The 7,911-nt window shown below is 72.3% G+C and carries 6 protein-coding genes and 1 pseudogene; 4 read left to right on the forward strand and 3 right to left on the reverse strand.

Features of this window, described 5'->3' with window-relative positions; genetic code table 11:
* Positions 1-63: 63 nt before the first annotated feature.
* Positions 64-1,182: an aminotransferase class I/II-fold pyridoxal phosphate-dependent enzyme gene (locus ACLBYE_RS17900; RefSeq protein WP_447695216.1), complete on the reverse strand. Its 1,119-nt coding sequence runs from the start codon at positions 1,180-1,182 to the stop codon at positions 64-66.
* Between the two features lie 90 nt (positions 1,183-1,272).
* On the opposite strand from ACLBYE_RS17900, the gene ACLBYE_RS17905 reads away from it, so the two are divergent.
* The 3 genes from ACLBYE_RS17905 (at position 1,273) to ACLBYE_RS17915 (ending at position 3,770) form a co-directional block, all read left to right on the forward strand.
* Entirely contained in the window at positions 1,273-2,538 is a 1,266-nt protein-coding gene (locus ACLBYE_RS17905) for an adenosylmethionine--8-amino-7-oxononanoate transaminase (protein ID WP_447695217.1), read from the forward strand.
* Between the two features lie 134 nt (positions 2,539-2,672).
* The gene (locus ACLBYE_RS17910) at positions 2,673-3,062 is read left to right on the forward strand and encodes a response regulator (protein ID WP_020093672.1); all 390 of its coding nucleotides are present in this window, start codon (positions 2,673-2,675) and stop codon (positions 3,060-3,062) included.
* Positions 3,063-3,197: 135 nt separating this feature from the next.
* Positions 3,198-3,770 (forward strand): MarR family winged helix-turn-helix transcriptional regulator, encoded by a 573-nt coding sequence (locus tag ACLBYE_RS17915; protein WP_447695218.1) that lies wholly within the window; start codon positions 3,198-3,200, stop codon positions 3,768-3,770.
* 9 nt (positions 3,771-3,779) lie between these two features.
* Here ACLBYE_RS17915 and zigA read toward each other — a convergent pair whose 3' ends face one another.
* A complete protein-coding gene (gene zigA / locus ACLBYE_RS17920) occupies positions 3,780-5,000 on the reverse strand; it encodes a zinc metallochaperone GTPase ZigA (RefSeq protein ID WP_447695219.1) in 1,221 nt (406 codons plus the stop codon).
* Between the two features lie 185 nt (positions 5,001-5,185).
* Here zigA and ACLBYE_RS17925 point away from each other — a divergent pair, with 185 nt between their 5' ends.
* Positions 5,186-7,330 (forward strand): TonB-dependent receptor, encoded by a 2,145-nt coding sequence (locus ACLBYE_RS17925; RefSeq protein ID WP_447695220.1) that lies wholly within the window; start codon positions 5,186-5,188, stop codon positions 7,328-7,330.
* A gap of 159 nt (positions 7,331-7,489) precedes the next feature.
* On the opposite strand, the pseudogene ACLBYE_RS17930 reads toward ACLBYE_RS17925, so the two are convergent.
* Positions 7,490-7,911 (reverse strand): annotated as a pseudogene (locus ACLBYE_RS17930) (PepSY domain-containing protein); the annotation flags it as partial.

Genomic DNA, 7,911 nt, shown 5'->3' on the forward strand with positions numbered 1-7,911 from the left:
CCGCAGCCGCGTGTTGGGCCCGCAGATATGAGAATCGGCGCGATCACCGAGAAGCGCCCGCGCTCAACCGATCAGGGCGGCCACGGCCTCCGCGAGGGCGTCGACCTGGGCCTCGGCGTGGGCGGCCGAGAAGGCGACCCGCAGCCGCGCGGTGCCGGCCGGCACGGTCGGCGGGCGGATCGCCACCACGAGGTAGCCCTGCGCCTCCAGGGTGGCCGAGATGTCGAGCGCCGCCTGCGCCTCGCCGACCAGGACCGGCACGACCGCGCTCTCGGCCTCCGGCAGGCCCAGGCGGGCGGTGAAGCGCCGGGCGAGGGCGAGCGGGCGGGCCCGGCGCTCGGGCTCCGCTTCGAGAACTGCCAGGGCCTCCAGGGCGGCGGCGGCCGAGGCCGGCGGCAGGCCGGTCGTGTAGACGAAGCTGCGGGCGCGGCTCGTCATCAGGTCGATGACCGGGCGCGACGCGCAGAGATAGCCGCCGTACGAGCCGAGCGCCTTCGACAGGGTGCCCATCTCCAGGGGCGCCCGCGGTCCGTCCTCGACCACGCCGATGCCGTGGGCGTCGTCCACCAGCGTCCAGGCGTCGAAGGATTCGGCGATGCCCAGGATGTCGCCGAGGGGCGCCCGGTCGCCGTCCATGCTGAACACGCGCTCGGTCAGCACGAGGGCGCGCCCGTGCTGGGACCGGTGCTCGGCGAGCCGCGCCGCGAGGTCGTTGGGATCGTTGTGGCGGAAAGTCAGGACCCGCGCGCCCGAGAGCCGCGCGCCCGCCCACATGCAGGCGTGGGACAGCTCGTCGAGCAGGACGAGGTCGCCCCGCCCGGCGAGCGCCGGGGTGATGCCGAGATTGGCGAGGTAGCCGCTGCCGAAGACCAGGGCGGCCTCCATGCCCTTGTGGCGCGCGAGGCCGGCTTCCAGGGCGCCGAGATAGGGATGGTCGCCGGTCACGAGCCGCGACCCGCCCGCCCCCGCGCCGTGGCTCGCGACCGCGGCCTGGGCCGCCGCGATCACCCGCGGGTGGTGCGAGAGGCCGAGATAGTCGTTGCACGAGAAGGAGACGAGTGCCCGTCCCCGCCGCGCCGCCGCGGCGCCGGCGCCGCGCTCCGTCGGCACCAGCTTGCGGCGCAGGCTGCCGGCCTCGAGGGCGTCGAGTTTCCCGGTGGCGAAGGCGTCGAGGCTGTCCATGGACACGGGGATGGGCGGTGCCGCGCGGACAATGTCAAGCGGCGGGTGCCGGTCCTTGACCCTCGTCCGAGGCCACATCATGCCAGGCGCATGACCCTCGCAACGCCCGCAGGCCATCTCTGGCGGCCCTACACGCAGATGCGCCGCGCGGCGCCGCCCCTGGAGGCGGTCGCGACCCAGGGCACCCGCATCCGCCTCGCCGACGGGCGCGAGCTCGTGGACGGCATCGCCTCCTGGTGGACCGCGGTGCACGGCTATAATCACCCGCACATAGCGGGCGCGGTGGCCGACCAGCTCGCGCGCATGCCCCACGTGATGTTCGGCGGCCTCACCCACGCGCCGGCGGAGGCCCTGGCCCGGCGGCTCGCCGCCCTGCTGCCGGGCGATCTCGACCACGTCTTCCTCAGCGATTCGGGCTCGGTCGCCGTGGAGGTCGCGCTCAAGATGGCGGCGCAGATGTGGATCAACCGCGGCGTGAGCGGGCGGACGAAGGTCCTCGCGTTCCGCGGCGGCTACCACGGCGACACGATGGGGGCGATGTCGGTCTGCGACCCCGAGGAGGGCATGCACCGCCGCTTCGGGGCCTACCTGCCGGGCCAGATCTTCTGCGACCTGCCGCGCAGCGGGGCCGAGACCGCGGCGCTCGACGCGGCCCTGGCGGCGCATCGCGAGACCCTGGCGGCGGTGATCGTCGAGCCGCTGGTGCAGGGGGCCGGCGGGATGCGGACCCACCCGCCGGAGGTGCTGGCGACGGTCGCCGGGCTGGCGCGCCGCCACGGGCTGCCGCTCATCGCCGACGAGATCTTCACCGGCTTCGGGCGCACCGGCAGCCTGTTCGCCTGCGAGCAGGCGGGGATCGTGCCCGACATCCTGTGCCTGTCGAAGGCGCTCACGGGCGGCACGATGGCGCTCGCCGCGACGATCGCCCGCACGGAGGTGTTCGCGGCGTTCTGGTCCGAGGATCCGGCGGCGGCGCTGATGCACGGCCCGACCTTCATGGCCAACCCCCTCGCCTGCGCGGCGGCCAATGCCAGCCTCGACCTATTCGAGACCGAGCCGCGCCTGAGCCAAGCCCGCGCCATCGCGGAGCGCCTCGCCACAGGGCTGGAACCGCTGCGGCGTGTGCGCGGCGTGGCGGATGTCCGGGTCCTCGGGGCCATCGGCGCGGTCCAGTTCGCGCGGGCGCCCGATCTGGCCGCCCTGAAGGCGGAACTTCTCGCCCGCGGCGTCTGGGTGCGGCCCTTCGGCGATATCGTCTACCTCACCCCCGCGCTCACGATCGGCGCGGCGGATCTCGATCGGCTCATCGAGGCCGTCGCCGGGGTGGTGACCGAGCTGGCGCCGGCATCGACATGACGCCCACGCGTTCCACTTTCCCGTGACGAGCCCCCGTGCCAGCCTGCAACCCGGGACCGTTTCTGCCGTTGGGCCTACGGCTGGAGATGCGTGCGGCGGCCCGCGCGGCCGGGTGCTGCCGAAGGGAGTACACAGTGGCGAGCGAGCAGACGGGTTCGAGCGGCGATCGGCCGGTAATCCTCCTCGTCGAGGACGAGGCGCTGACGATCATGGACCTCGGGGACGTGCTGGAGGAAGGCGGCTACGACACCGTCCAGTGCGCCTCGGCCGAGCGGGCGCTCAGCATCCTGCAGGCGCGCCCGGACATCTGCGGGCTGGTCACGGACGTGCAGCTCTCGGGAAAGACCGACGGCTTCGACCTCGCGAGCTCCGTGGCCGAGGCGCGGCCGCAGCTGCCGATCCTGATCGTGTCCGGGCGCGCGGCCCCGGACCCGGCCCGCATGCCCGAGCATGCCGAGTTTATCGCCCGACCCTGCACCGGCGAGGACATCCTGGACCGTCTCCAGCGTCTCATGCACTGCTGAGCGGGCCTCCGCGCCAGCCCCGTCATCGCACCGTCACCGGCCGGCGCCACAGGGACCTGGGCGGCCGCTTGATGGGGGTGGACGGTGCAGATTCAGGATTGTCCGGCGGCCGCCGGCTCTAATTCGGGCGCTCCGGTGGGCGACAAGCAGAAGCGCGATCATCAGGACGAGGCCGCGGTGCTCGGCCTCCCGTCCAAGAAGCTGAGGCCACCCGGCGTGCGCAGCGTCGGTTGGGCGCTGGTGCAGGCGGCGCGCCTGCACCGGGCACGGACCGGCGACCGTCTGGCCAAGCTCGGCCTGTTCGCCGGGCAGGAGCAGGTGGTGCAGGCGTTGGCCGCGGCCGGCACGATGACGATGGGCGATCTCGCCGCCCTGCTGCGCGTCCGGCCGCCCACCGCCTCCAAGACCGTCACGCGGCTCGCGGCCCTCGGCATCGTCGAGCGCCGGGCCGAGTCGGGTGACGGCCGCGTGGTGCGGGTCCAGCTCACGGAGGCCGGCAGGGCCAAGGCCGAGGCCATCGAGCGGATCCAGGAGGAGGTCGAGGCCGAGCTGCTCGACCACCTCGACAAGACCGATCGCCGCCGCCTCCGGAAGCTCCTGCGGAAGGCGGCCCGCGGCCTCGCGGAGGCGGCCGGCGCATCCGGCCAGACGACCGAGGCGGATGCCGAGATCGAGGCCGAGGACGAGGCGGAGGCGCTGGCGACCTGACCTTCGCCCTCAGGCCGCGCGGCGCCAGGTCGGGAACGGGTCCGGCAGGCCGCTATAGGGCGCGGGATCGAACGGCGCCCGGTCCGCACCGGTCTCGATCAGGCAGGCGTCCAGCGCTGCCGTGAGCGCCGCGGCGTCCATGCCGGTGCCGATGAAGACCAGCTCCTGGCGCCGGTCGCCCCAGACCTCGCTCCAGACGTCCTGAAGGCGCGCCTGGAACTCGGGCGCCTCCGGCCAGCGCCGCCGCGGCACGGCCGACCACCAGAACCCCATCGCCGAGACCCTGGCCACGGCGCCCGCCAGGGAGAACTCGCCGACCCAGTCCGGCCGGGTCGCGAGCCAGAAGTGGCCCTTCGCGCGGATCAGGCCCGGCCACGTGGCGTTGACGAAGGCGTTGAAGCGCTCCGGGTCGAAGGGCCGCCGGGCCCGGTAGACGAAGGAGGCGATGCCGTATTCCTCGGTCTCCGGCACGTGCGCGTGGGCGCCGTAGAGTTCCTTGAACCAGAGCGGGTGCTCCTGTGCCTTCTCCTCGTCGAACAGGCCGGTGTCGAGGATCTCGGCGAGCGGCGCCCGCCCGTGATCGGTCTCGAGGATGCGGGCATCGGCGTTCAGGCCGCGCACAACGGAGCGCACCAGCGCGAGGTGCTCGGCCGGCACGTCGCGCGCCTTGTTGATCACCACCACGTCGGCGAACTCGATCTGCTCCACGAGCAGGTCCACGAGCGTGCGCGTGTCCTCGGCGCCCGCCGTCTCGCCGCGCTCGCGCAGGAAGGCGGCCGAGCCGTAATCCTTGAGCAGGTTCACCGCGTCGACCACGGTCACCATCGTGTCGAGGCGGGCGAGATCCGAGAGCGACCGGCCGGCCTCGTCGCGGAACGAGAAGGTCGAGGCGACCGGCAGCGGCTCGGCGATGCCGGTTCCCTCGATCAGCAGGTAGTCGAACCGCCCCGTCTCCGACAGCCGCCGGACCTCGGCGAGCAGGTCGTCGCGCAGGGTGCAGCAGATGCAGCCGTTGGTCATCTCGACCAGGGTCTCCTCGGTCCGGGACAGATCGGCGCCCCCGGCCCGGACCAGATCGGCGTCGATGTTCACCTCGCTCATGTCGTTCACGATGACCGCGACGCGGCGGCCGTCGCGATTGTTGAGCACGTGATTGAGCAGGGTCGTCTTCCCGGCCCCGAGGAAGCCGGACAGGACGGTGACGGGAAGGCGGGTGTCGCGCTGGGTCATGACGCGATCGAAATGTTATAACGTTTCAAAGTCAACCCGCATCGATGGACCATGCAGAAGCGCCGCAGGAGCGGCTGTTGCAACGATGTAACGTTTCTCGGCCGTGTCCGACGGGCGCGGGATTAAGGCTTGCACCGATCCGATGGGCCGCAACAATGAAACGATATAACACTCTGTGAGTTTCGATGCCTCCCTCGCGCCGCTTCGGCTTCCTCGCCAGCACGGTCCTGTCCTCGACCGTCTGCGCCGGCCTCCTGACACCGTCCGCCGCGCGGGCGCAGCAGGCCGTCGCCCTCGACGAGATCAGCGTCACCAGCCCGAGCCCGATCCAGCCGTCGCGCGGCGCGGTCGCGGCGGATCCGGCGGTGCCGATCGGCGTCCTGCCGGTTGCGACCAACACGTTCTCTCCGGTCACCGTAGTGACCCAGGACCAGATCGCGCGCGACCAGCCCCGGACCCTGGGCGACGCCCTGTTCGACCGGCCGGGCATCTCGGGTACGACCTACGCGCCGGGGGCGGCCTCGCGGCCGATCATCCGCGGCCTCGACAATGCCCGGGTGCGGATCCAGGAGAACGGCATCGTCAATGGCGGCGTGTCCGACCTCGGCGAGGACCACGCCGTGCCGGTCAACCCGCTGGTCTCCGACCGGATCGAGGTGATCCGCGGTCCCGCGACCCTGCGCTACGGCTCGGGGGCCATCGGCGGCGTCGTCTCGGCCGACAACAACCGGGTGCCGACCTTCATCCCGGCGAACGGGGTTCAGGGCCAGGTCACCAGCGGCTTCTCCAGCGTGGATAACGGCCGGCTCGGGGCCGCCACGATGGATGCCGGCGGCGACGGCATCGCGGTCCACGCCGACGGCTTCAAGACCGCCAACGACAGCTACGCGATCCCCGGCGGGATCCAGCGCAACTCGTACAACGAATCGCAGGGCGGCGCGGTCGGCATCTCGGCGATCGGCGACCGCGGCTTCGTGGGCATCTCCTTCAGCCACTACGACGCGGTCTACGCGATCCCCGGCGGCGTCGCCGAGCAGGACCGGACCCGCCTGACCCCGAACCAGGACCGGGTCCTGTCACGGGGCGAATACCGCCCGCTCGACGGGCCCTTCGAGGTGATCCGCTACTGGGCGGGCTACTCGGTCTACCGCCACAACGAGGTCGGGATCGGCGACGACGGGATCGAGGGCGTCCAGGCGATCTTCAAGAACCGCGAGGCCGAGGGCCGCCTGGAACTCCAGCACGTCCCGGTCATCACCGAGTTCGGCAAGCTCACCGGCGCTCTGGGCTTCCAATCGGACCGGCGCGTGATCAACACGCAGCTCGAATCGTTCCTGCCGAAGACGGAGTCGCGCGCGAACGCGGTCTACCTCTTCGAGGAGCTGGAACTGCGCCCGGGCACGCGGCTGCAGGCGGCCGGGCGCTACGAGGTCGACCGGCTGTCGAGCACGGCGGCCCAGTTCCCCTCCGACTACGTGCCGGTCGACGGCCAGGAGCCGTTCCAGTACGCCCGGACCCGGCGCTTCGCCCCGAAGAGCGCCAGCATCGGCGCCCTGCAGGACCTGCCCTACGGCTTCGTGGCGAGCCTCACCGGCTCCTACGTCGAGCGCGGTCCCACGGGCTACGAGCTATTCTCGCAGGGGCCGCACGACGCCACCGCGACTTTCGAGATCGGCAACCCGAACCTCAAGAAGGAGCGCGCCCGGACCGTCGAGGCCAGCATCCGGCGGGCCGAGGGGCCCTTCCGCCTGGACGCCACCGGCTACTTCACCCGCTACACCGGCTTCATCTACCGGAACTACACGGGCCTGACCTGCGACGACGACTTCGCCTCCTGCGGCGTGGGCACCGACAACCGGCAGATCGTCTACCAGCAGCAGAACGCGACCTTCTACGGCGCCGAGATCATCGGCCAGTACGACCTCGTGCCGGTGGGCAACGGCTTCGCCGGCGTCGAGGCGCAGTTCGACTTCGTCCGCGCCCAGTTCGACAACGGCGCGAACGTGCCGCGCATCCCGCCCTACCGGCTCGGCGGCGGCGTCTACCTGCGGGCCGACGGGTGGTTCGCGCGGGTGAACCTGCTCCACGCCTTCAGCCACGACGCCACGGCGGTGTACGAGACGCCGACCCCCGGCTACGACGACCTGCGCGCCGAGCTGAGCTACACCAAGGCCGTCGATCCCGCGGTCTACGGGGCGAGCGCGATCACCCTCGGCCTCCAGGGCCGCAACCTCCTGAACGACGACATCCGCAACTCGACCTCGTTCAAGAAGGACGAGATCCTGCTGCCGGGGCGGAACGTGCGGCTGTTCCTGACGGCGCGGTTCTGAGGGCCGCTCCGGGGGCGCTGCCGACTTCGCGCGCGCGGTGAAGCGGTCCCGGGTGGCGCCGCCTCTCGCGGCGTAGCGCTGCCCTGGGTCACTTCGCTGCGCTCGCGATGACGATGAAGGCGATGAGAATGTGATCGGCCGCGGCGGCCGCCGAGATCCCTATGCCGGCCCCGATGACGACAGATTGCGGCGCATCCTGCGCCAGCCCGCGACGATCCCCGTGACGGCGATGCCGGCCGCCAGGAGGTTCAGGATCCACTGGGCCGCGTCGTGGAGCGGGCGGCTGCCGGTGAGCCCGGGCAGGTCGAGGCGGTGCGCCGCGTCGAACAGCCATCGGTTGATCCGGCCCGAGCGGTCCAGGCGCTGGAGGATGGTCCCGTCCCGAGGATCGACGTGGAGCCAGGTGGCGTCCGGGTCGCCGAACCGCAGGCGCAGCACCGGGAGCGGCCGCGGATCGGAGCCGTGCGGGTACCAGTAGAGGTCGTAGGCGGTCATCTCCGCGACCGCCCGCAGGCCGCCGGGCAGCGCCGGGCCGGCGGCCCGCGCGATCGCGGCCGCGTCGAGCGCCGCGCCGTCATCCG

The organism is Methylobacterium sp. A52T, from assembly GCF_053346095.1.

Bases quoted from the DNA above. Each gene is read 5' to 3' on its own strand.
- zigA (WP_447695219.1), bottom strand. From the start codon at position 5,000: ATGACCCAGCGCGACACCCGCCTTCCCGTCACCGTCCTGTCCGGCTTC.
- ACLBYE_RS17905 (WP_447695217.1), top strand. From the start codon at position 1,273: ATGACCCTCGCAACGCCCGCAGGCCATCTCTGGCGGCCCTACACGCAG.
- ACLBYE_RS17925 (WP_447695220.1), top strand. From the start codon at position 5,186: ATGCCTCCCTCGCGCCGCTTCGGCTTCCTCGCCAGCACGGTCCTGTCC.
- ACLBYE_RS17900 (WP_447695216.1), bottom strand. From the start codon at position 1,182: ATGGACAGCCTCGACGCCTTCGCCACCGGGAAACTCGACGCCCTCGAG.